The sequence below is a fragment of the Candidatus Poribacteria bacterium genome, assembly GCA_021295715.1.
Lineage (GTDB): Bacteria > Poribacteria > WGA-4E > WGA-4E > WGA-3G > WGA-3G.
Genome location: JAGWBV010000047.1, coordinates 1 through 22,837 on the forward strand (window position 1 = coordinate 1; position 22,837 = coordinate 22,837).

Annotated in this window: 20 protein-coding genes and 1 pseudogene; 15 read left to right on the forward strand and 6 right to left on the reverse strand. The window is 47.9% G+C overall.

Annotation, left to right across the window (positions count from 1 at the left end; all coding sequences use genetic code 11):
• Positions 1-893, forward strand: an 893-nt coding sequence (locus tag J4G07_12865) for a transposase (GenBank protein MCE2414886.1), incomplete at its 5' end; no start/stop codon positions are given.
• A 43-nt stretch (positions 894-936) separates the two neighbouring features.
• Here J4G07_12865 and J4G07_12870 read toward each other — a convergent pair.
• From J4G07_12870 to J4G07_12885, 4 genes are all read right to left on the reverse strand, one after another.
• Positions 937-1,815 carry a WD40 repeat domain-containing protein gene (locus J4G07_12870; GenBank protein ID MCE2414887.1) on the reverse strand — a complete coding sequence of 293 codons (879 nt, stop codon included), beginning with the start codon at positions 1,813-1,815 and terminating at the stop codon, positions 937-939.
• A gap of 108 nt (positions 1,816-1,923) precedes the next feature.
• Complete coding sequence (locus tag J4G07_12875) at positions 1,924-2,952, reverse strand: zinc-binding alcohol dehydrogenase (GenBank protein ID MCE2414888.1); 1,029 nt, start codon at positions 2,950-2,952, stop codon at positions 1,924-1,926.
• Complete coding sequence (locus J4G07_12880; GenBank protein MCE2414889.1) at positions 2,949-3,278, reverse strand: DUF202 domain-containing protein; 330 nt, start codon at positions 3,276-3,278, stop codon at positions 2,949-2,951. Before J4G07_12880 ends, J4G07_12875 begins: the two co-directional genes overlap by 4 nt.
• Before the next feature lie 428 nt (positions 3,279-3,706).
• Positions 3,707-4,450 carry a phytanoyl-CoA dioxygenase family protein gene (locus J4G07_12885; protein MCE2414890.1) on the reverse strand — a complete coding sequence of 248 codons (744 nt, stop codon included), beginning with the start codon at positions 4,448-4,450 and terminating at the stop codon, positions 3,707-3,709.
• 378 nt (positions 4,451-4,828) lie between these two features.
• Here J4G07_12885 and J4G07_12890 point away from each other — a divergent pair, with 378 nt between their 5' ends.
• From J4G07_12890 to J4G07_12955, 14 genes and pseudogenes are all read left to right on the forward strand, one after another.
• Entirely contained in the window at positions 4,829-5,419 is a 591-nt protein-coding gene (locus tag J4G07_12890) for an iron-containing redox enzyme family protein (protein ID MCE2414891.1), read from the forward strand.
• Positions 5,400-5,789 (forward strand): nuclear transport factor 2 family protein, encoded by a 390-nt coding sequence (locus J4G07_12895; protein ID MCE2414892.1) that lies wholly within the window; start codon positions 5,400-5,402, stop codon positions 5,787-5,789. Before J4G07_12890 ends, J4G07_12895 begins: the two co-directional genes overlap by 20 nt.
• 17 nt (positions 5,790-5,806) lie before the next feature.
• Entirely contained in the window at positions 5,807-6,502 is a 696-nt protein-coding gene (locus J4G07_12900; GenBank protein ID MCE2414893.1) for an HAD family hydrolase, read from the forward strand.
• Position 6,503: 1 nt separating this feature from the next.
• A complete protein-coding gene (locus J4G07_12905; GenBank protein MCE2414894.1) occupies positions 6,504-6,974 on the forward strand; it encodes a hypothetical protein in 471 nt (156 codons plus the stop codon).
• A gap of 8 nt (positions 6,975-6,982) precedes the next feature.
• A pseudogene (locus tag J4G07_12910) lies at positions 6,983-7,330 on the forward strand (type II toxin-antitoxin system PemK/MazF family toxin).
• 351 nt (positions 7,331-7,681) lie between these two features.
• Positions 7,682-8,398: a hypothetical protein gene (locus tag J4G07_12915; GenBank protein ID MCE2414895.1), complete on the forward strand. Its 717-nt coding sequence runs from the start codon at positions 7,682-7,684 to the stop codon at positions 8,396-8,398.
• Positions 8,399-8,487: 89 nt separating this feature from the next.
• Complete coding sequence (locus tag J4G07_12920; protein ID MCE2414896.1) at positions 8,488-9,387, forward strand: SUMF1/EgtB/PvdO family nonheme iron enzyme; 900 nt, start codon at positions 8,488-8,490, stop codon at positions 9,385-9,387.
• 44 nt (positions 9,388-9,431) lie between these two features.
• The gene (locus J4G07_12925; protein MCE2414897.1) at positions 9,432-9,995 is read left to right on the forward strand and encodes a tetratricopeptide repeat protein; all 564 of its coding nucleotides are present in this window, start codon (positions 9,432-9,434) and stop codon (positions 9,993-9,995) included.
• A 235-nt stretch (positions 9,996-10,230) separates the two neighbouring features.
• Positions 10,231-10,812: a sigma-70 family RNA polymerase sigma factor gene (locus J4G07_12930; GenBank protein ID MCE2414898.1), complete on the forward strand. Its 582-nt coding sequence runs from the start codon at positions 10,231-10,233 to the stop codon at positions 10,810-10,812.
• Between the two features lie 83 nt (positions 10,813-10,895).
• Positions 10,896-11,597 carry a hypothetical protein gene (locus tag J4G07_12935; protein ID MCE2414899.1) on the forward strand — a complete coding sequence of 234 codons (702 nt, stop codon included), beginning with the start codon at positions 10,896-10,898 and terminating at the stop codon, positions 11,595-11,597.
• Positions 11,598-11,641: 44 nt separating this feature from the next.
• Positions 11,642-13,477, forward strand: coding sequence for a VWA domain-containing protein (locus J4G07_12940; GenBank protein MCE2414900.1), 1,836 nt, complete (start codon positions 11,642-11,644; stop codon positions 13,475-13,477).
• A 10-nt stretch (positions 13,478-13,487) separates the two neighbouring features.
• The gene (locus J4G07_12945) at positions 13,488-14,108 is read left to right on the forward strand and encodes a phosphoribosylglycinamide formyltransferase (protein ID MCE2414901.1); all 621 of its coding nucleotides are present in this window, start codon (positions 13,488-13,490) and stop codon (positions 14,106-14,108) included.
• A gap of 176 nt (positions 14,109-14,284) precedes the next feature.
• Positions 14,285-15,208: a TIM barrel protein gene (locus J4G07_12950; GenBank protein MCE2414902.1), complete on the forward strand. Its 924-nt coding sequence runs from the start codon at positions 14,285-14,287 to the stop codon at positions 15,206-15,208.
• A complete protein-coding gene (locus tag J4G07_12955) occupies positions 15,201-15,578 on the forward strand; it encodes a hypothetical protein (GenBank protein ID MCE2414903.1) in 378 nt (125 codons plus the stop codon). The genes J4G07_12950 and J4G07_12955 overlap by 8 nt, the downstream gene beginning before the upstream one ends.
• A gap of 82 nt (positions 15,579-15,660) precedes the next feature.
• Here J4G07_12955 and J4G07_12960 read toward each other — a convergent pair whose 3' ends face one another.
• Both J4G07_12960 and J4G07_12965 read right to left on the reverse strand, forming a co-directional pair.
• Positions 15,661-20,238, reverse strand: a complete 4,578-nt coding sequence (locus tag J4G07_12960; GenBank protein ID MCE2414904.1) for a leucine-rich repeat domain-containing protein — start codon at positions 20,236-20,238, stop codon at positions 15,661-15,663.
• 43 nt (positions 20,239-20,281) lie between these two features.
• Positions 20,282-22,555 carry a leucine-rich repeat domain-containing protein gene (locus J4G07_12965; GenBank protein MCE2414905.1) on the reverse strand — a complete coding sequence of 758 codons (2,274 nt, stop codon included), beginning with the start codon at positions 22,553-22,555 and terminating at the stop codon, positions 20,282-20,284.
• Positions 22,556-22,837 lie beyond the last annotated feature (282 nt).

The following is a 22,837-nucleotide window of genomic DNA, read 5'->3' on the forward strand; positions in this document are numbered from 1 at the left end:
TGACCTTTCGCGGTGAACATGTCAAGATTGCATATTTGCTACCGAAGCAGAAAAACGAAAGAAATCACCCGACGTATCGTATCCGTCTCAACGGGCATTGGTATCGCTTTGCCTTGCACCGTCCCATAGAAGGCGAAATTAAACAGGTTCAAGTTACAAGAGACGCCCTCGGAGACGTGTATATTACCGTCACTGAAGACTATAGCGAAGTCAAACCCGAACCCAAGACGGGTAAAGCCGAAGGGTTCGACTTTGGGATCAAAGACTTCCTGACTGGAAACCCTGACGGTGAATGCTACGGGTCTCCAATGTTTTACACCGAGAACGCTGATAAGTTGGCGAAAGCACAACAGGCACATTCTCGGAAAGTCAAAGGATCTCATAACAGAGAACGCGAACGCAAGAACGTTGCCCGTATCCATAAGAAAATTGCCAATCAACGGGCAGACCATCATTGGAAACTTGCCATAAAGTTGTGTCGGCAGTTCGATATTCTGTTCTTTGAAGATTTGAACCTTGAGGGAATGAAACGCCTTTGGGGTAAACAGGTTTCCGACGTTGCCTTCGGTGAGTTCATGCAGAAACTCAAGCACCAATCCTATAAGCGTATTCGCTCCGTGTTGAAGATTAACCGATGGTCTCCAACAAGCAAATGTTGCTCTGTGTGTGGACATAAAAATGAAACCCTAACGTTAGCAGACCGTGAATGGCAGTGTCCGAAGTGTGATACACACCTCGACCGCGACCCGAACGCTGCGATGAACATTCTCAAGGAAGGGATAGCTTCCTTTGGCTTAGGAGTCGTTAGACCGATTGTCCTGTTCAACAGGATTGTTGGCATCTCCGTTGAAGCGTCCAGTCCGCTTCTGAAATCCACAAATGCTTTTGCTTAACTTTTGCAGAAGCCCAAGTCTTTAGGCTTGGGTCTATCACGAATCATCGCTCTCTTATGAGGAGCGAACCATCCTGCGTGGTGCATATAAGTTTTGCCCCGTCTGGTGAAAAAGTCAATTCCCGAATAGCACCTTCTTGAGTAGGAAACATGGATATAGGATTACCACTGCTTGTTTCCCACAACTGAATATAGTTATCCCTTCCGCCGCTTACAAGGAGTTCTCCATCGGTAGAAAATGCCAAGGCACTGACTGAGTCGGTATGACCTCTTAATAGTGTGAGTAAGTGCTTGCTTTCCAAATCCCATAATCTAACAAGTGTATCGGAACCGCCGCTTGCCAGTGTTTCACTCTCAGGTGAAAATGCTAAAGCCAAGACGAGTCCATCGTGTGCCGAAAAAGTGGAGAGCAATCCGCCTGTTTCAACTTCCCACAATCGAATCTTACCGTCTGCACTTCCACTTGCGAGTGTTGTTCCATCCGGCGAAAACGCCAGACTTCTAATTCGTCCGGGGGCCTCAGTGGAAGAAGCGAGCAACCGTTCCGTGCGCGGATCCCATCCGGGAAGTGGAACACCATCCGGTGAAGATGATGCCAACGCGTTTACGAGATTAGAATCCCCAGCCAGCGTTAGCACTTCGCGAGCCGTGGCGGTATCCCAGAGTCGGAGTGTATTGTCTTCGCTCCCGCTGGCAAGCAGAGAATTATCCGGGGCAAATGCCAATGCCCGCATGTGCTCCGTATAACCTGAGAGCATTGCGAATTGCGCGCCGGTGGCTGTGTCATATATCCAGATACGTCCATCACCACCTGCGGCGAGTCGTGTGCCATCTGGCGAGAAAGTGATAGCCATTACTTGCTTTTTATCGAACCGGGTTTTGAGTCCCGGAGGTAATTCTGATTGGATACAGTTTTGAAACATTTTAATTTTTCCTTGCGGAGTAAGGAAGGGCATTTGAACTGTTGCATGCGTTCCACCTATCCGTCCTCCATTTCATTACGGACTACGATTACGAAAATGAAATTATAATTAAGACGCGGAATTCCAATCTAAAACGACACCTGTATATACATTCGGCTCGTTAAGGAGACCATCATAAGCCTGCTTAATCTGTTCTGATTTGAGACGATGGGAGATTAAAGGTGCAACGTGCAATTGCCCACGTGCCATCCAGTCAAAGATGGTTTGCTGTTTGCTCCATTGAGAGGTTCGATTACCGATGTCTGGATACATTGGCACACACCACTCCAATGCTCCACGAATCGTAATCCATCGCAGATGTGTTTCAGACAGCAGATCGGTCAGGTTCCCTTGAACTTCGACGCGCGGCGAACCGAGGATGATGAGTTGTCCATGGCTGGCGGTAGCACGGAGTGCCTGCATAACGACACCACTATGTCCCACAGCATCGACGGTGATATTGCCAAGTTCACCACCGGTAATCTCCTCAACCTGTGCTTGTGCCTCGTTAGCATCTCCACCCACAGTATATTTAATCCCACACCGCTGTGCGAGTTCTCGCCTCTCCGTTACTGGATCGACACCAACCACTCGACATCCGTGAATCTGGAACATCTGCGATGCCAGATTCCCAACAAGCCCTAAGCCGAAAACGACGACCCATGGATTGGTTCCAATTTCTCCCACAATAATCGCTGTCATCGCAACGCCTGCCATCCGTGATGCGGCAACGACTGCTGGATCCACTGCTTCTCTGATAGGTGCAACCAGTCGATCTTGTGAGTAGCGAATTGTCGAGGCATGCCGTCCATAAGTGAAAACCCGATCACCGGGTGCAGCACGGGTAACCCCGGCACCAACTTCACGCACAATACCGACATTCGCATAACCAGAACGCCATGGATACTCACACCATGACCCCTTCTGGAAGACTTTCGGCTCTCTCCCCGTGTAATTTGCGAGTTCTGTACCGCTACTGATAAAGGTGTATTCTGTGTCTATAAGTAACTCATTGGAAGCGAGCACCGGTGTGTCCGTGTCGGCAGTTTGCAGCTCCACCTGGTTCTGACCTGTTACAACAACCTCTCGTATTTTCATTGTGAATCTTCTTCTCCTAATGCTTCTAATTCTTCTGTTTTAATTTTACGGATTAAAGCTTGCATCCGTTTATATCTAACAAGCCCAACGAAAAAGGTCGCAATGCCAAGCAAGATAAAGAGAATACCAATCACCTCAACGATATGTGAACTGAAAATCTCTTTGAGATGCACAAAGGATAATCCTGCGACGAACAACGTTAACGCCGTGCGGATATAGGCGAGAAAGGTTCGCTCATTCGCGAGGATAGTCCTGTCTGCAGCAAGATGATCTCGCAAGATCAGTTGATCTTCCAGTCCTTTGTAAGGTGTTGGTTTCTGTGGCATTTGTTGTTCCGTTCTTTCTTAAAAGAGATTGAAAATAATGAATCCAGTAAGCCATCCGTATAAAGTCCAAATGCACCGTAATCTTTTTGCTGTACGCTGGTATTCCACCGTGTAGCACGCTGGATTTTGGAAATAGAGTGTCAATCGTTTCGGCGTGGACAAGTCTATTTTAGGCGTTAAGGTGCTCATAACAATTGCACTTATACCAAGAAGTACAATATTGATGGTGGGCAGAATACTGAGAACCGCGCCAAACAAGATCCAACGCCACTTTGAAACGCTACGGGATGCGTCAGCCCGTGCTACGCGGATCAGTGATGTGGATGGTATACTTGTTTCTGGAGCCATGCGTGATGTCCGGATTGGAACGCGAGCCTTCCGTGATCTACCCTTTTATATTGTAGAAACGCTTCTGCATGCGACACGCATTAACCCTCGTAGTGTAGATTTTTTCCGTTGTCGGGACCCCCTTGATGCCAAACCCAGACGTTACGGAAATATGCCTGTTTTTCTGGAGGCAACCCTTCAATCACATGCTTTGGCATCGATGGTTTGTGAAATTGGCACCCGACGAAGTTGTAACAATTGAAGATGGCTATCCGTGGTCGATCTGGATTTTGCCATGCAACTCCAGAATGACAAAGGTTTTCTGTGAAGATAATGACGGAACCTGGGGGACAACTGTATGTTTCAAAGAACGGTGAATCTGTCTGCCGATGCACTTCAGGGATTTGGAAGTTTGCTTTGTGGCTCCCCGGCAGAAATAGCGTACCACCTCCACCTGCTTTGACTTCGTTCAACTCAAAGACAACCCGCGTCAAAGCGGAGTATATTTTCCCGTTTCGACACTGATAATTGAAGTTAGGATTCACATTCCGCACACCACCATGTGGTGGAGGTCCACCATCTCCTGCGGTGCGGTAGGTGAACCAACTGGATTCCATCCGAACTTCCCCTAAAATCTCGTGGAGAATATCCATTACCACCGGATGATCGATTAAAAATGATGCCGTGCCTCCTGGAAACCGTCGTTCGTGCGGCGGCAAAGATTCCGGATCTGTTCGGATGGTGTCGATTTGCGCTTTCAGTGCCACAATTTCCGAAGGCTTTAAAACTTCAGGAATTAACAGGTAACCTTTGAGATCAAAAATAAATTTTTGTTCTTCCGTCATAGCAATCCTCTCCAACCTATAACGCTCCTGATCCTCTTAAGCATTATAGCAAATTTTAGGTTTAATTCAAAACGAATTTTAAAATGTTCCTTGCGGTTAAACAACATGAGATTAGCATTTGACGTTCCTTTCTTAAAACTGGACAGATGCACTCTCGTGAAAAATGAAATAACCCTAAGAATGTAACGAACCTTTGTTTGACACCGATACATCGTGTATGCTATACTAAAGACATGCTACGAACAATTTTTCGGTGGTCTCGCAAACCGAAAAATTGCTATAGAAAAGTCGGTGCAGCTCACAAGCCGAGGATTGCTGTGGGAGCATCAACAGATTATTGAACTTTATTGACATATATGAAACGGAGTAGCCAATTTAATGGATTTCAAACAAGCATTAGATAGCAAAATCGCAGATTATAACTTACTCGAGCACCCATTTTACCAAGCATGGAGTGCTGGTGAATTACCCGTCAAATCCCTACGTTCCTATGCACGTGAGTATGGTGCCTTTATCTCTACAGTGCCAGACGGTTGGGAAACACTCGACGAGGTCGAAACCGCAGCGGAAGAGACCGAACACATCGACCTGTGGGCTGACTTCGCTGCTGGGCTTGACACAACTGTTGATGAAGCACAAATTCCGCAGGTGAAGGCATTGATGCGGACAGCACATGAGCTCTTTTCGGAACGGACGACTGCACTCGGTGCACTCTATGCGTTTGAGGTACAGCAACCGGCAACTGCCCAATCGAAACTCACTGGTTTAAAGGCGTTCTATCAACTTCCGAAATCGGTAGAACCCTATTTTGAAACGCACTCACACAACGAGCATGAAACTGAAAAACTACTTGAGCACATTGGCACGTTGCCATCGGATTCACACGCGACTGTCCTGCAAGCATGTGAAAAGATGAGCGTCGCCTTGTGGGATGCTCTTACAGGAATTCATGATGCGGAATGCGCATGATACGGTGAAGGCGTATTTTGACGCGCTTGTTGATGGTGATGCTGAAACCCTCATTGCAATGATGCTTCCTGCCTCACACTATGTCAAGATCGGTACCGATGCTGACGAGGTGGTTGAGGGAAGCGCAGAAATCGCGGCGTATTACCGAAATCACGTCGCGAGCACAGAGGATTTCAGCATTGAATTTCTTAATCTCGACGTACAGAAACGCGGCGATGTCGCTTGGTTCTACACGCGCCAGATCTGGCGGCTCAAATGGCAAGGCACGCCGGAGGAATTCGTGATGCGGATGACAGGTGTCTTGGAAAAAACTGACGAATTGTGGAAGTTTGCCCAAATCCATGCCTCAATCGGTGTGCCTGCATCTTAGTTTTAGCGGAGGAATTCTTGGAAATTTCAACTATCTCTTTTGATGGCGACATGACTTTGTGGGATTTTCTGAAGGTCATGCATCACTCGCTCAAACACACACTGAAAGAGTTGCAAAGACAGGTTCCAACCGAGCGTGTTTTAGAACTTACAATTGATGAGATGATTGCAATTCGCGAGCAATTCGCTGAAGAGGCAAGAGGCAAAATTTGGAACCTCGAAGAAATCAGACTGCGCGCCTTTGAGAGAACACTTGAATATGTCGGGTGCCCAGATAAAGAACTTGCTGCGCATCTGAATGCGATATATCGGAAGCATCGGTTTGAAGATATAGAGTTGTACCCTGATGTGATTCCGACCTTTGATGTTCTGGCACCACACTTCAAACTCGGATTGCTCTCAAATGGAAACACCTACCCAGAACGCTGTGGTCTTGAGGGGTATTTTACCTTTGTTGTGTTTTCCCAAGATGTGCAGATTGAAAAACCGGATCGCAAAATCTTTGAAATTACTGCTCAGCGAGCGGGTTGTGAACTCGCGGAGATGCTTCATGTAGGAGACTCACTTGAGAACGATGTTGCTGGTGCGCGGAACGCTGGCGTGCATTCCGTCTGGCTTAATCGTGGAAGTGTGCCGAACGATACAGAAATTCGACCTGATTACGAGGTCGCTGCATTGACCGAAATCCCTGAAATTTTAGGGTGTAGAGAATAGAATGATCACAATTTCTAAAGAACTTCGACAGGCGATTCAGGAATCCAAAGATAATCTTGTCCGCCTGATCGACCCAGAGACAAACACAGGATACGTTGTGTTACCCGCTGAGAGGTTTGAACAGCTGCAAAACCGGGTATACTACGATGACAGTCCAATAACAGAAGAGGAACAAACTGCCTTGCTTATTGAATGCGGGCTACGTGCTGGCTGGAACGATCCAGAGATGGATGTTTACAACGATCTTGATCCGCGGGAAGATGCTGCACAGTGTAAGGAGGCGGAGGCGACACCTATCAATCGAAATTGTCACACAGATCCGTCCCCGACTCGTCGTATTCCGGAAGAAGCATATTCGCCAGCAAAATTCGGAAAATCCACACATACGCTTGACGACCTGTTAGCACAAGTGACAGAGGATAATCTGCCCGACGAGGGCAATGTAGAACCTTCAGCAGAAAATGAGACGTAGGGAGAGTAATGGCATACGTTCCATGGCGCGGGGATGTAGTGCGGATTGACCTAGAACCATAAAAAGGACCAGAGCAAGCTGGACATCGCCCTGCCGTAGTGCTATCAAGAAGCGATTATAATAGGAAAACCCGTTTGGCAGTCATCTGTCCTATTACCATTCAAGCGAAAGGCTATCCTTTTGAGGTTTCCATCCCGGCGGGTTTGGCGGTGACCGGCGTTATTTTGGCAGACCAAATCCGTTGTGTGGCTTGGAGAGAACGAAAAACAACGTTTATTTGTCAGATACCTGTCGCGACCTTAGAAGAGGTTTGGAAAACAATTGAACTACTTTTAGAAATTCCGAAAGAGCGTTGATCTTCGAGACCTATCTATTGATTCAACGGTTGATTGTAAAACCAATACTGGCGACACTCACGAAAGGGCAAGATGTCTTGGTAGTTGGTAGACTCGAAGGGCTTTCTGCAGGTCTTTTTTTGAGTATGGAGAAATGTTTAGTGATGCCCATATCAGAACATTAATTTGTGACGATCTTCTAATCTCACTCGGTCATCAGGAACATCCGCTCGCCAAGATGTCAGATGCCGAAATCATGACGAAAATAGTCATCCTGGCTTTGAATTGAAAGTCTTTTTGTTTATCATCGCTACCAATATTAAACAACTTTTTACATCGGCGGCAACTTGGGTTAATATAGGAGACAGAATCATGAGAGATATAATGCATAGATTTATGTGCGTCTATGTGGTGGGCGTATTGATTGTTGCGATCAGTGGTTGTGCCTCACACTCTATTTTAGGCTCTCTTTCCGAAGATGCTAATCACGCCTTCCGCGAAGTGAGATGGGGGTTCAGCCAAGAACGCGTTGAACTGGCTGAAGCCGGGAATCGAGTGTATGAAAGGACTGAAAACGCACTCGTCTATAGGCATAAAATCAATGGTGTCGATTGCCTGCTCATCTATACATTCAAGGATAACCAACTGCGAACAGCAGGCTATGTGACCGTGACACCGGTAATGAATGCGGAAAATATAATTGAAGAAGCTGTTGACAAATACGGTATGCCAACAACCGTAAATAACACGGAGATGATGTGGAAAAACTCCAACACTGTAATATTTGCCAACGTATATGATTCAGTAAAGAAGGTAACACAAACGAAATATCAACACACCTCCGGCGGGCTGCTCCGAGACGTTCTGCAGCAGAACCTGGCGAAACGGGGTGAGGAGGGAGTGATTAAATACTTTGATGGGGTATTCGCATACGTTGATAGAGCGTTCTATGACCAACTCTATGAAATGGAGTTTCCGCTATCAGAACTGTCCTTCTATGAAAAACAACTGATGGGTGTTATTGAAAGAGGAAAGAGGACGATTATTCCTGGATTAGGGACGATTCCACAAGGGGCAATTCAACAATAGTCGATAAGAGCGATCTTCTACTGGCGATGCCCTAAGTTTTGTTGTCTTCTCCTTGCATAAAATTATTTCTTTGTGGTATCATGATACCTATGGAGAGCAGGAACGGCATTACAACAAAACAAACCCTAAACATCACGAAACCGAGTGCGTCGCGAATTGAATTGGTGAAAAGCGATACACCGGACGCCCTTCAAAAACTCTGTCGAGATTATTGGACGTGGCACTTCGACGAATCGTTATCTGATGCCGTTCGGTTGCTGCTGAGTGCGGAACTCGGCTGGGAAACGATACCCCAGCTCACAACACCGCCGGTTGGTGAAGTTATATCGCCACTCGGTTATGCGCTCGCACACGAGAATAAGGGGATCCGAGATGCCGCGCTACAGGTATTGGATGCAACCGTTCATATTCCTATAGGTGTTGCTTATATTGGCGAAGATTCAGCCCCGTTGGAGGTGGACGAATTTAGGATCGGGGTCTACCCAGTAACCAACGCACAGTACCATCGGTTTCTTCAGGATACGGGACACACACCACCACAAGATTGGACAGATGGTGTCTATTCAACAAATAGGGGCGACCATCCCGTTGTCTGGGTTACATGTGAAGATGCAGAGGCTTATGCTCGATATGTTGGTGGGCGGCTACTGACGTTCCCAGAGTGGCAATACGCCGCACGCGGTGCTGATGATAGGCTTTTCCCGTGGGGGTATGAAATTGACAGACCGCGGTGCAACACCGCTGAACTTGGCGCGGGAACGACGACACCAGTCGTTAGTTTCAGAGATGGTATGAGTCCATTCGGCTGCTACGATATGGTCGGCAATGTCTGGGAATGGACAGATACACCTTATGACGATGAAGGGGATTTCCGTGTGGCGTGTGGGGGGGCTTGGTATTACAACCATGATTACAGCACCTGCACGAGTTACGATTTTTTTAGCACTGGGTATGCAGAGTTTGTAATTGGGTTCCGCATCGCGTGGTGATGCTGCATCGCGAAACGAGCGTTCGCTTTAATGAGGAAAGATTGATGAAGGATAGGAAAACCAGTGCGGAACATGCTTTAACACCTGAAAAATCCTCGGTGTCCTCAAGCGGGTTGCAAAAAGAACTCATTCAGCGGGGGCGGGTCGACATTCACGCGCATCAGACCGCTGCTAAACACTTAGAACAGGGAGCAGCTGCATTAAACGTTCGAGACTACGCGAAAGCGATTGAAGAATTTCAGCAGGTAATTCAACATAACAGCGAATCGGCTGAAGCACACTTCCACCTCGGTTTGGCACATTTTATGTTGGGAGATTATGAAAAGGCGATAGATGCATACCAAATGGCGATAGCGTGCGAACCGAGCGAAGCGATGGCGTATCTCAATCTCGCAGCAACCTATCGTTTGCTCAAACGCTATGACGAGGCGATTGACGTTTACACGCGTGCCATTCGTTTTATACCGAGCCACCCTGAGTTGCACTCTGAACTTGGGACAGTCTATACCTTTCAGGGCAAGCGGCGTGAAGCTATCAGTGCTTATAAAACAGCGATGCGCCTTAAACTTGAATTGAAACTCCAATCGAATTTAGACCAAAGTGCGTAAGTCCGACCGAGGTCCCCACCCGTTACTGGGAAAGATCGGGTTGTGTCTACGGAGGAATGGCTGTCGGCAGTCAGTAAAGAGGTTTTCGTCTAAAAAAGTGCTCTTCTTACGATATCTGCATACCTCGTAGCCCGTAATGAAATGGAGGGGTTTTTGCTTGGGTGTTTCTTCAGATATAAGAAAGGCACGTCAAAGTCTAAACCCACGTTGTTTCTCCGCAAGGTAAAATTAAAAAATGTTTGTTTCTGACGAAGATTTGATGGTGAAATGTGGGAAAGGGGATATGAGTGCCTTTGAGCTGCTGGTGCGCCGATACCAGAACCCTTTGATTAACTACATTCATCGCTCAATTGACGATTATCAACGCGCGGAAGACCTCTCTCAAGAGACATTCCTCCGAGTCTTCAAAAGTGCGAACCGTTATGAGCCGACAGCCTCGTTCAAAAGTTGGCTCTATACAATCGCCACCAATCTGTGTCGAAATGAGATTCGGAACCGTACTCGCCGAAACACCTATTTCTTGGAGGATTTGGTTGAAGAAGGTGAGGATGTCTACCATGCCGACATCATGCGGGATACCCGTTATTTGCCAGATTTGCTCTTAGAAAAAAAAGAACAGAGACAGATTATCCGCAAAGCACTCACACAGTTACCAGAAAATCAACGCGTGGCTTTAACGCTCGTTACCTATCAAGATTTACGGTATGAAGAAGTTGCAAAAATTCTTGGATGCTCAGTCGGTGCTGTGAAAGCGTTGATTCACCGTGCTCGGCAAAAAATGAGGAAACTGCTCATCAAAGCAGGCATAGGGGAATAGCTGTCAACAAGAGATTGTAAAATTAAAAACCGAAACCGTAGCCTGCAACAACGGCGCAGGCGGCTATACGCAAAGGAACTTCAATGTCAAAATTCGCCGCAACGCACCCCAAGGTAAAATTAAAAACCGAATTCCCAGATGTTTACAGTTCTCGGCGGTCCCGCGATCAGAATCATCGTGATGGCGTGCCACCGCAGACATGCGAAGCGCATCTTGCGAGTCCGGACGAACTCTCGGCTTATATTGATAAAGAATTGCCAACGTGGAAACGCCACCTCATCCGACGGCACCTCAAAAAGTGTAATACTTGTGCGTATCAGGTTCAAAGGTTGCAACAAATGGATGATTTCCTACACCGAGGCGGTGAGATCGAAGTCCCTGATGACTTCTTAAGCAGCGTAATGGTGCGCGTATCGGACGCAACGAAACACCAGAGACATCACGACTCACTTTGGTCCTATTTCACACGGTTCATTAGAACGCCACTTGGATGGGTGCGATGTAGTTCAACATTGACTCATAGGCTCCGCTACAGTATTCGGACGCGTAGTCCAGTTTACATATTTATCCTGACCTTCGCTGTTTTTACGATGGTCGGGGCGACGCTTTACCAATCCTCCAGTGATCGGTTTGGTCAATCAATGCACACACTGGAGCAGTTCCAGCAACTGGATGGTGAAAAATTAATTTCCTTTGAGGTGATTCAACATGAACCGCCGAAACCTTTACTAACAACCTACCTTCGTCAGCCGTCAGCTATCAGCGGTCGGCAGTCAGCAAGATAGCCGTCGGCGGTTAGCAATCGGAAACCAGAGCAAGCCCATGGCAGGTGAAAACGATAACAACCGTTCCAACGCCCACTGAAAGCCTATGGAAACCGATAGGCAATAAAAACATGCAATCTGTAACTCGTAGAGCGTTGCTCATCTCGTTGATATTTCACCTCTTTTTTTTCGTAACGACGTTTTACGTCGTGGTGCGGAACCAGAGGTTAGCGTCAGACAAGGCGAGTTTGGCGGCGGAGTTCATTTCTGTAGAAAACACTTCCCGACCAAGGATTCCACTGAAAAAGGTTTCGCAGCGTCTGCTCGCTTCTGAGCGCGATTTGATAAAGCCTCATGACAGCGCGGAGGAGTCGCTGCCGCCTCTCACATCGCCGGTTACAGTGAACACCGAAACGCCACGTCCTGCCTTAGGGCGCAGTTTGCGCGATGAAGTTAAAGCAGAAGACCCATCGACATCTTTAGATTTGTCAAGTAAAAACTGGAACGACATCAGTACGGCGACCCGTACACTTCAGGATGTTAAAGGAGATTTGTCGAAAACGGAAGCCGCAAGTCCAGCAGGAGATACGACCTTTGGCGCGAAACGCTCCAGTCCACCAAGAATTCAACGCGCGCCAGAGATTTCGACACTTAAGATAGTAGAAGAGAAGGGACTGTCCCCAGCGCAATTGGCAGAAATTAGCGAGAAGCGGAAGGCGTTACCACATGTTCCGTTTTCGACGCTTATGAAGACGCTCGCCCAAGAGATCGTCGAAACCAGTGAGGGCGGTCCAATTGACGTAGTTTTCGTCATTGATGTCAGCCGGAGTATGCGAGATAATATCAAATCCGTTGTAGAACACTTGAGCGAGATGGTGAATGTATATAAAGCCTCCAAGATAGATTATGCGCTCGGTGTGACGGAATTCTGGGCGAATAAGAACCGAAACAGGATCAGAGTTGTTCAATTAACAAAAAACTTCACTAACTACAAGCGGACCCTTCAAGCGATTGAGGTACATCAGGACGAAAACGCCCTGGATGCTGTGGTTCAAACTGTCAAAGAACTCCGATTTCGCCCTACATCCAAAAGGCATTTTATCCTTGTTACCGATGAGCCGCTCTCAAGTCGCGACGGATTAGAAGTGGATGATGCCATCGCATACTGTCGAGAATTCGGTATCTATGTGAATGTGCTTGGACTCCCTCTAATTGAACACCAGAGACTTGCTTCTGAAACCGGGGGCAAATGGCATGTCATTCCTGAAGAGCCACAACCGCAAACAGCACAACGCCTCAAAGCCCCGACGCACCCGCGAAACAGGGCAGTGTCGCTACGCCAAGCACGATGGACAGATGTTACAAAAATTGGGGATGCCGCACTGCAACTGAGTGGCAACACTCCAATTGATATCGTCCTGTTCATTGACAGCAGCAAAAGCATGGGCGAGAAACTTCCGCATTTTTTGAAGCAACTTGATCTCCTTGTTCGCGATTTGGATAACGCGCTTATAGATTATCAGATGGGAGTGGTGCGTTTCCGATCGCGTGCCTCTGTAAACATCGTCAACGTTTTCAATCCACCACAAACGCTTAAACAGGTTCGGAAAATCGTTGAACTGCCGTGTCAAGACGATGAAATGTTATTGGATGCCGTAGCGGAAGGACTCCGACGGCTAAAACTTCGTCCGAAGGCCCAACCCTATTTCATTCTGATTACGGACGAACCCGCGGAGGGTGAATACTCAGCACTCGCGATTATCCAAATGTTACAACAAAAACATGTTCTCGTCAGCGTTGTTGGGACTTACGACGATTTCCAACAACAGGTAGCAATCCAAACTGGTGGGGTCTGGGTGCCGATCCCAAAGGGACACACCACAAACAACTCATATTGGTAAAGGATTAATATTGAAGATCGCAGTTCTCGTTTCTGGGAGTGGAACTAATCTGCAAACCCTGATTGAGCAGTTACATCAAGATGAGACGAGTGGTATTAAGATCGCAGTGGTAATTAGCGACCGGTGGAAGGCTTATGCACTCACACGAGCGAAGCGCGCCGGTATACCGACACACGTTGTTAGCGTTCAGGATTATGAAACCCGTGTCGATTTTGACGCAGAGATTTCAAAACTCGTCGAACACTATGGTGTAGAATTAATAGTCCTCGCTGGCTTTATGAAGTTGTTTCAACCTTCCTTTGTGCAGAAGTACCAGAACCGGATTATCAACGTCCATCCAACGCTTTTACCAGCATTTCCGGGCGCGCATCCCGTTGCTGATACATTCGCATACGGTGTGAAGATCGCGGGTGTCACCGTTCATTTTGTTGATGAGGGTGTGGATTCGGGTCCCATTATTGCACAGTCGGCTGTTCCTGTTCTGGATACGGACGATGAGGAAAGTTTACACAACAGGATTCAGGTTGAGGAGCATAAACTCTACCCCGAAGTGATCAAATGGTACGCGCAAGGGAAACTGAAGATTGAGGGACGAAAAGTCATTGTAGAATCGTCTGAATCAGGATTTTAGGAGTTTGTAGGAGCGATTTTTACTCGCGACTCTTTACCAAAAACGCAGCCTGCAACAACGGCACAGGGTTTTTGCAAACGCTAAAATCCAATGCGAAGAAAGTGTTTCTTCAACTCGAACACGGAAACCATCAAAATCCAAACCCGCTTCACTTACCCGCAAGGTAAAATTAAAAGATGTTAGCAATTTCAACACTGTGGAACGCTTTGAAGCAACAGGACGGTGCAGCCCTGTTCGATGTGCTTAAAAATCTCGGCTTTGAAACGATCGAACTTAGCAGACATCTCACACCGGATCAGGTAGAGCAGCTCAAACCCTATCTCCGAGAAAACCCACCCTGTTCGATCCATAACTTCTGTCCCGTCCTCCCCGGAATACCGCAAGCTAAGGCGGAGCAGGACAAAATTCTACTTTCGAGTCTGAATACAGACGAACGGAAAGAGGCGGTCCGTCGCACCATCCAAACAATGGAACTCGCTGTTGAATTAGAGGCACCCATTGTCGTCCTTCACTTGGGCGAAGTTGATACCTATGACAGGTCCTATTTGATGAGAGACTTATACAATTACGGCGAGCGCGAGTTTGAAGCCTTCGATCAGAAAGTGACCGAAGCCACAGAGTGGCGAAAACGCAAGGAAACGAAACATCAAGACGCAGTGTTACGGAGTCTCGATGAAATTAACGAGTCTGCTCTGAAGATGGAGCTCTACATCGCTATTGAGAATCGACCGCATTACTACCAAATTCCGAATTTTGACGAGGTTGGGCTGTTTTTTGAGGAGTTTTACGGCAGTCCAATGCGTTACTGGCACGACATAGGACACGCTGCGTTACAGGAAAAATTCGGCGTGTGCTGGGCAGATAGATGGCTTGAACATTATGCAGAGCACCTTATCGGTGTAAATCTGCACGATCTGAAAGGGCTTGAGGCGTATCATCCACCAGGGACCGGGGAATTGGAGTGGGACGAACTTTTTCAGCAGCTTCCTTCGGATGTCTTGAAGGTATTGGAAATTCGTCCCTGCGAAGAGGAACTCGTGATAGAAGCACGAGATTTATGTGAATCCTTATCACAAGCAAACAAGCAGCCCGATGTTTAGAACGACTCCAAAAGCTACTTACTTCTTCACCCAAGTTGAACACGATATTCTGAAATCCGTGTGTACTTATATGGTGGGAGCTTCAGGCGACACTGCATTCGATAGCCCAGTGATCGTGATTGATACGTTCGTCCAGCAATTGCCAAAAGCGTTACGCAAACAACTCCGTTTTGGACTCCATCTATTCCAATGGGGCCCGCCACTTTTCATCGGGAAACCGTGCCGTTTTACACAACTCGTTCCGCGTGATGCGGTGAGATATATCGAAAGTTGGGCAAAGAGCCGTTTCAAAGTCCGACGACGCCTTTTCCGAGGCTTACGCGACATCGCTTTTCTCGGTTTTTATAGCAATCAGCCATCAGCAGAATAGCGGTCAGCAGCGCATAAAATTATGACAACTCCCACAAAAACCTCTTACCGACTGTCGATTGCTGATTGCTGTCAGCCATTCTTCACTTCCTTATCAACATCTTCCGGGTAGCCGTGAAATCGCCTGCGGTGAGCGTAAAGAAATAGACACCACTCGCAACTGACTCACCCACAGCGTTTTTCCCATCCCAATACGCCGCACGGCTCCGGTACTGATAGATACCCGCAGGTTGATACCCCAATGCTAACGTTCGGACTAACACACCACTCGCAGCGTAGATACGGATCGTGACTTCCGCGGGTTCTGCGAGGTGATAGGGTATCCATGTCTCTGGGTTGAACGGATTCGGATAGTTGTGGAGTAAAGCTGTCTCCTCTGGAATGAACAGAGCCAAAAGCTGCTCAAGATTCGCAATCGCTTGTCGGAAGGCGATGGAACCGTCATCTTCAATCTGCGCCTGTGCTATCCATGCCTGAATCGTCGCTGGATCCAATCCCAAGCTACCTATAGCAATATTGGAAGGTGCGGCTGGTGCGCTTGATTCACCTAAATGTTGCGCCACAGCGATCAGGTCTAAGACGTTAATAGTTCTGTCGCCGTTTACATCGGCTTGGGAGTTCAGGGACGCAGCGGTGCCTAAGTGTTGCGCCACCGCAATCAGATCGAGAACATTCACTTGACCATCCTGATTTACATCCCAAGCAGGAAACGCACGGCGATCAACAGTGATGACGAGTTCGGGGACGTTCAAAGGAATTGCCGCAGTGCTGCTATCTCCAGCATGAAGATTGCTGAGTCTTATTCGTGTTTCCGCGACAGCCTTTGCTGTGAATGTGACCGATAGCAATGTTCCTGTGCCGTTGATGCCACCACTGAGTCGTGCGGAACTTATTTGGGTGATTTCACCCTTTTGATTATCAATCGTGCCTCTCAAAAAGAAGGTGCCTTCGCCTCCTGTTTTCAGAAAATCGCCTTCGTTTACCTCAACTGCCTCAAGCACGTCAGGATCAAACGTAATATCGGTTTGCCAGCCTGCTAAATCTACAATCTTTTCTGCGCTGAGACGAAGGGTGAAGGTATCCCCAAAAGGAACAGGCGTTCCATCCGTAGAAAGAGAAAATCCGGTATCACTCGCATCGGAAGTGGATGTGGACGCGGTGGACGGAGCACCGACAGTAATAATAGTATCAGGGGAACGCGACAGAATTGTCTTACCAAGACTTGAACCTGCCTGGAACTCGCGCAGTGCCACTCGTGTTTCTCCGGCAGCCTTTGCCGTGAATGTAATCGACAGTAGCGTCCCTGCACCGTCTACACCGCCTTGGGAGATCCGCGCCGAACTTATACCAGCGATTTTACCTTTTTGATTATCAATCGTGCCTTTCCGAAAGTGGGTGCGTCCACTCTTCTGCTTCAGGAAGTTGCCTTCGCTCACGCTGTTTGCTTTGAGTACATTCGGATCAAACGTAATATCCGCTTGCCATCCCGCTAAGTCAGTGATATTGTTTGTCTTCAACTGGAGGGTGAACGTCTTGTTAATCCCGATCTGTGTTGCTTGTGTAGACAAAGAGAATTGCTCAGGGGCAGCGAACACCGTATATTCGGCATCAGGTGCGAACCCGAAATGGCCGGCCCACCCACCGCCCCATTCATGAATAGCAACTAACAACACATTTTTTCCTTGTTTAAGCGTGACCGGGAAGGACCGTTCATAATCATGTGCCCACCCTTCACCGAGTTTCTCGTCAACTAATCCTCCATTGAGCCAAACTTTGTGGTTATCATCACTCCCAGCAAACATTTTTGTGTTCTGCGCACGCGGTGAATTCAAGGTGATTGAACCGTAAATCACATACTGACGGTTACCCTCTTTTGATATATTGAGAACTTCCAATAGACGGTTGATGTTATTGTCATCTGCGGAGACTTCTTGGGATATCCAGACGCTATCCCCAACGGATTCCCCGGCCGCCGCACCATGGGTAGCAATTTTCCGCTCCGTTACATCGCCACCACTTGCACGGGCAAGCAAATCTGCGGTCCGGAAAGTGTCAAATTCTGCTCCCGGAAACAGCATCCACAACCAGGGTCCTGTTATTTTCGGGCCCCCTTGCACAAAAAATCCGGGGTTGTCTTGTGTTCGGATAGATATCTTATCGGACAACCTTTTTAGCGGGGAAAAATCGGATATCACATTGTTCTGAAGGTTGAGGTGTTCCAAGTTGGTTAACCCAGCAAGTGGCGAGACATCCGATATGACATTGCCGTTAAGTTCCAATCTTTTCAAACGCGTTAACTTTGCCAGAGGGGATACATCTGATATGACGTTACGCTCAAGATTCAACTCCGTCAAACTTCCTAAGCCCTCCAGCCCAGAGACATCTGAGATACGGGTATCCCTGATGACCAACCTTCTCAGTGTTTTTAACCCCTTTAAAGACGGCAGCTCCGATATCGACGCGTTATCCCCAAATTCAAGCCATTGCAGTCTGGGTAACTTTGCTAAAGGAGCAAAGTTGGAGACATCAGTGCGCAGAGCATCTATGCCTTCCAAACTCAGTAATCCGGTGAGGGACACCACGTTAGAGACAGGATTGCCCGCAATCCCGAGTCCGTTCAACTTCACTAACCCCTTCAATGGAGATAAATCGGTGATTTGGTTCTCCTCAAGTCCCATCCACTCTACATTGATTAACTTCGCAAGTGGAGAGACATCGGTTATCCGATTTCCACGCAGTTTGATATTGTTCAGACGTGTCAATCCTGACAGCGGCGAAAGGTCGGATATCACATTATGACGAAACTCTATCCGTTCCAGTCGCGTCGCTGCCTCAAGTCCGATTAGATTACGAATGCCAGCCTCATCTGCTTCAAGACGCTCCAGTCTTGCCATATCTGCCGCCGTAATCAAGGTCCCAGCGGGTTTACCGAGTGCCGATTCAACCGCAGTGCGAAGGTTTACGTCCGGGATGGAAACCAGATCGCCGGGTTTCAGGTCGTCTACAGGCGTTGGCGGTCTTACGGTGTTTTCAGGAGAGTTCAGCGCAGAAACCACATCAGAAAAGTTAGACGTCCATGCATCCCGTTTGACGTTACCGTTCGCACTCTCCAGTGTTCGTAAGCCGAGACGTTGTAAACTCGGTTTTTCACGAATCTTCGCAATGAATGTTTCCGTTTCTAAACCAATGGCAGCGGCAGCATGTGCCGCATCCACAGGATTTTCAAACGCTTTATAAAAACGATACACAGGTTCAATACCACCAAAAACATCGCCCGTCGCTTCAAGGGCGCGTCGGTAAGTTTGTGTATCTTCGCTCAAGAGTTCGTCCATTTTTGCTTTTGCTACATACAAACGCAACGCCTGCACTTTCGCAGCACTCTCTGGGGCTCTCATAACAACCACACGCACGTCATCCTCAAAGGTTTTCATCCCCTCTGTGTGGCAACCGATACAAGAAATACCGTTCCGAACAATGCCATCTCTCTCATCGGGATTTGAAACAATCGTTGTCGGGGCGGCATCAATACGACTCCCCGATGCGTCAGAGATATAGTATGCCTGCAACCCATTGGGAAGATTGAAGATAATCTCACCACCATCATGCCTGAACGTCAGTGGATGGTCAATGATGTTTTGCACACCCACATTCCCAGCAAAATCGTAACTTTTCCAATACGCCCCGTGTTGAAATCTGTGGCGTTCGACGACCCGATTGTTTTCTGACACACCGGAATCGTTGAGACCCGCACGCCAGACGCGAACCCCCGGCGCGCTTTGGAGATTTCTTTGGACATCTATCCCCAGTTCTCTTTCGAGTTCACGATCGGTTTCAGGGAGATCCAGAATGTCATGATAGAGCGGTGGGAGTGAAGCCGTCGCAAGGAACCAGTCCGCGTGAACGAACGGCACATCGCACTCCATCTCTTCGCGTAGGTCGGTCAATTTCTTAAGTAAACCGGCTTGCGTTTCCGAATCAAATTCAATACTATAGGGATACTCCTGTTCAATCTGTGTCCACGCATCGTTTCTGACATCCCACTCGTAGCGGCGAAGGTCGATATAGAAAATAGTTTTCCTTGCGTCAATCGGAACCGGCTTGACGATTTCGGAGCCCCAAGAGAGACTGTTCACCAGTTTTGAGAGCGCAAGCTGATACGCACGAAGCGTTTCTGGACTTTCACCAGCGTTATAGAGATGCGTCGTCGTAAAGTAGCGTGCCGAGGCACGATCAAACCTCGGCAGTGATTCGACATGCTTCTTGATGGTATCAAGCATTGCGTCCATCGGAATAAAATTAACATCATGTTCGACTTCCCAACTCGGCGCGCCGGCTTGAATCCAATTACCGAGGGTGAGAATCGCTGCGGGAGGAAGTTGCGGTTGTCCTAACGGCATCCGTTTCGCGGGATCTTTGTCAAGCAGCCGTCTATAGAGTTCGGATTCAATCGGTTTCCGCCGAACGACTGCTCCACTATCTACCAACTGTGATGCCGATTCAATGACGAAATTTTCGGTGAAGGCACCGTGGGGTCCGTGGCAGTCAAAGCAACTCTGTTCAAGGATCAGATACGCCTCTTGTGCGAGATCCTGCTGCGCCTCAGCGATTTGATGTACCCAGATAAACGTTAACACGAGGCTAATTATGATGAGATTCTTCATGTATTTTTCTTCCTTTTCTTAGATGGCTTTGGGCTGCACTTCCTTATTTCATTATCAACATTTTTCGCGTCGCCGTGAAATCGCCAGCGATGAGCGTATAGAAATATATTCCGCTTGCGACCGACTCACCGACTGCGTTCTTCCCATCCCAATACACCGCACGATTTCGTTGATGATACAGTCCTGCAGGCTGATGCCCCAAATTCAACGTCCGAACCAAAGTCCCGCCTATCGTATAGATATGCAATGTAACTTCGGCGGGTTCGGACAACTGATACGGTATCCATGTCTCTGGGTTGAACGGGTTTGGGTAGTTGGCGAGCAATTGTGTCTCACGCGGAGTCATCAATGCTAAAAGGCGTTCGAGATTGGCAATACCCTGTTGGAATGCAAGCGAACCATCATTTTCAATCTGTGCTTGTGCTATCCATCCGCGTATTATCGCTGGATCTAATCTCATATCGCCTATTGCAAGAGCAGAAGGAGCAGCCGAAACGCCGCTGAGTTCGCCAAGATGCTGTGCAACAAGAACGAGGTCTGAGATATTACGCCTTCCATCTTTGTTTACATCCGTTCGCGCGTTCGTAGATCTGAGCTTTCCGAAGTCTTGTCCTACCAGAATCAGATCCAGAATGTTTGTCTCTCCATCTCTGTTGACATCCCATGCGGGTATTTGGACGGTAAATTTCTTCCCAATCGGGTTCACTGTATAGTCGGTGTCTTTTGCGAACCCGAAGAAACCGCTGAACGCGCCATGTCCCCGGTTGTCAACGGCGACCAATAACACGTTTGTGCCCTGTTTCAACGTGACAGGGAACGCATCTTGGTAATCACCGGCCCCCCGCTCGGTCGGATTGTAGTGGACGACCTCACCATTGAGCCAAACTTTAACGCCATCACCACTGCCGACGAGCATCGTCGTCTCCTGTTTCCGCGGAGAATTCAACGTAGCAGAACCGTAAACGACGTGGTCATATACCTCCGAACCACTTCCCCAGCCGAGGGCATCTGTCATCTCGTTGATGTTATCCCCTCCCACGGGGGCAAGATTGTGTGCCGTCCATTTGCTGCCCCCGACGGGTTTTCCCTCTGTTGCGCCGAAGGTGGACACCTTCACCTCTGTAGCCGCCCCTTTGCTGGCTTTTTCCAGAAGGTCTGCGTTAGAAACGCCTGCCCCGGGCACGATTGCCCATAACCAGGGTCCCACTATCTTCGGACCGGCTTCTGGGAAAGCAGAGTTAACGAAATCCGAGTGTAAGATAGATGTTGTCGCGGAAAATCGCTCCAACTGAGACGCATCGATGCCAGTGTTCTCGGCGAGTCCCATCCATGTCAGGTTCGGTAGGGGAGCCAGCGCGGAGACATCCGTTATTGCGGCGTTTTGGCTCAGATCAAGCCACGTTAAATTATCCAATGTTGCGAGGGGAGATACGTCTGATACTCTATTGTCCCGGAGGTCCACCCAGGTCAAGTTGTTTAGCCCTTCAAGCGGGGATAGATCCGATATCTGATTGTGTTCAAAACTCAGGCGTGTCAAGTTTGTTAACCCCTTCAAGGGAGACAGGTCGGAAACTTCGTTTCCGGGGAGGTAAAGTTCTTTTAAACCCTTGGCATCAGCTAAGGACGACAGGTCGGATATCCCGCCACCGCAGACGTTTATCTCTCTGAGTTTCGGCAATTTCGCGATACCGGCAAGGTTCACGATAGGCGTGCCCCACCCGTGAAAATTACGCAAGTTCGTTAATCCTGAAAGGGGTGCCAGGTCCGCCAGCGGATTATCGCTCATCCCTATCCATTCCAGTTTCACCAATCCTGCAAGGGGCGATAAATCGGATATGGCGTTATGGTGGAGCGATATACCTCTCAGGTTGATTAACCCTTCAAGCGGTGAGAGATCGGTTATCAAATTACGCCCAAGATGTAGTTCCTCCAAACTGATCAATTTTTCAAGTCGTGGGAGATCGGTTATTACATTTTCTTCCAACCCTATGTGACGCAGTTTTGTCAACCCCGTGAGCGGTGATATGTCGGATATGGCATTGTTATGGAGATTTAGGTCCTCCAGATTCACAGCGGCTTCAAGACCTGCCAAATTTTTAATGTCTATGCTCACAGCGTGAAGTTCCCGCAATGTTGTCATCTCATCAACTGTAATCCGTGCGTTTGGTGCTTTACCAAGTGCTTCTGCGATCGCAGCACGCAGGTTCGTGTCAGGAATGTTAACGGTTTGTGCTGATGTCGTCAGTGGTATTAAGAAAAGCACAGCGCAAAGTCCGAGTGTGCAAACGAAAATATGTTGTGTTTTGGCTAATTGCATGAAGTTTTATCTCCTTTTCTATCAATAGTGTCCTTCAAGGTCTTCGTTTCAAAACTAAAAGTAGATGGAATTTGCCAGCGTTATTTATAAAATAACCTAAGTTGCCATTTAAATAAAGGTGATAGTTAAATCTTATATAACCATATATGAGGTATATATTTATATAGAATATTATGGTGTATAATATGTCCTTATATGGTAATTATACTAAAGTTTGGACAATATTTCAGAATTCAAGCTGCCTTTTCAAAAGGCAGGGTCATATCTTGTTGAGAATCGGTG

Excerpts from the sequence above, each read along its gene's own strand:
- J4G07_12870 (MCE2414887.1), bottom strand. The coding sequence starts at position 1,815 with ATGTTTCAAAACTGTATCCAATCAGAATTACCTCCGGGACTCAAAACC.
- J4G07_12875 (MCE2414888.1), bottom strand. The coding sequence starts at position 2,952 with ATGAAAATACGAGAGGTTGTTGTAACAGGTCAGAACCAGGTGGAGCTG.
- J4G07_12880 (MCE2414889.1), bottom strand. The coding sequence starts at position 3,278 with ATGCCACAGAAACCAACACCTTACAAAGGACTGGAAGATCAACTGATC.
- J4G07_12885 (MCE2414890.1), bottom strand. The coding sequence starts at position 4,450 with ATGACGGAAGAACAAAAATTTATTTTTGATCTCAAAGGTTACCTGTTA.
- J4G07_12890 (MCE2414891.1), top strand. The coding sequence starts at position 4,829 with ATGGATTTCAAACAAGCATTAGATAGCAAAATCGCAGATTATAACTTA.
- J4G07_12895 (MCE2414892.1), top strand. The coding sequence starts at position 5,400 with ATGATGCGGAATGCGCATGATACGGTGAAGGCGTATTTTGACGCGCTT.
- J4G07_12905 (MCE2414894.1), top strand. The coding sequence starts at position 6,504 with ATGATCACAATTTCTAAAGAACTTCGACAGGCGATTCAGGAATCCAAA.
- J4G07_12915 (MCE2414895.1), top strand. The coding sequence starts at position 7,682 with ATGAGAGATATAATGCATAGATTTATGTGCGTCTATGTGGTGGGCGTA.
- J4G07_12920 (MCE2414896.1), top strand. The coding sequence starts at position 8,488 with ATGGAGAGCAGGAACGGCATTACAACAAAACAAACCCTAAACATCACG.
- J4G07_12925 (MCE2414897.1), top strand. The coding sequence starts at position 9,432 with ATGAAGGATAGGAAAACCAGTGCGGAACATGCTTTAACACCTGAAAAA.
- J4G07_12930 (MCE2414898.1), top strand. The coding sequence starts at position 10,231 with ATGTTTGTTTCTGACGAAGATTTGATGGTGAAATGTGGGAAAGGGGAT.
- J4G07_12935 (MCE2414899.1), top strand. The coding sequence starts at position 10,896 with ATGTCAAAATTCGCCGCAACGCACCCCAAGGTAAAATTAAAAACCGAA.
- J4G07_12950 (MCE2414902.1), top strand. The coding sequence starts at position 14,285 with ATGTTAGCAATTTCAACACTGTGGAACGCTTTGAAGCAACAGGACGGT.
- J4G07_12955 (MCE2414903.1), top strand. The coding sequence starts at position 15,201 with ATGTTTAGAACGACTCCAAAAGCTACTTACTTCTTCACCCAAGTTGAA.
- J4G07_12960 (MCE2414904.1), bottom strand. The coding sequence starts at position 20,238 with ATGAAGAATCTCATCATAATTAGCCTCGTGTTAACGTTTATCTGGGTA.
- J4G07_12965 (MCE2414905.1), bottom strand. The coding sequence starts at position 22,555 with ATGCAATTAGCCAAAACACAACATATTTTCGTTTGCACACTCGGACTT.